Source organism: Bacillus sp. 7884-1, assembly GCF_002272245.1.
Taxonomy (GTDB): domain Bacteria; phylum Bacillota; class Bacilli; order Bacillales; family Cytobacillaceae; genus Neobacillus.
In genome coordinates this window covers 1-260 of sequence record NZ_NPDD01000377.1, presented here as the reverse complement: position 1 = coordinate 260, position 260 = coordinate 1, and the positions used below count along the sequence as shown (strand labels likewise).

Here is a 260-nt window from a genome sequence, read left to right as displayed (position 1 = left end):
ACCGCCCCAGTCAAACTGCCCACCTGACACTGTCTCCCACCCCGATAAGGGGTGCGGGTTAGAATTTCAATACAGCCAGGGTAGTATCCCACCGACGCCTCCACCGAAGCTAGCGCTCCGGTTTCTCAGGCTCCTACCTATCCTGTACAAGCTGTACCAAAATTCAATATCAGGCTACAGTAAAGCTCCACGGGGTCTTTCCGTCCTGTCGCGGGTAACCTGCATCTTCACAGGTACTATAATTTCACCGAGTCTCTCGT

Annotated in this window: 1 rRNA gene; it reads right to left on the bottom strand. The window is 53.5% G+C overall.

The features are described 5' to 3' along the window. Positions 1–260 (bottom strand): 23S ribosomal RNA (locus CHI06_RS29210); the annotation flags it as partial.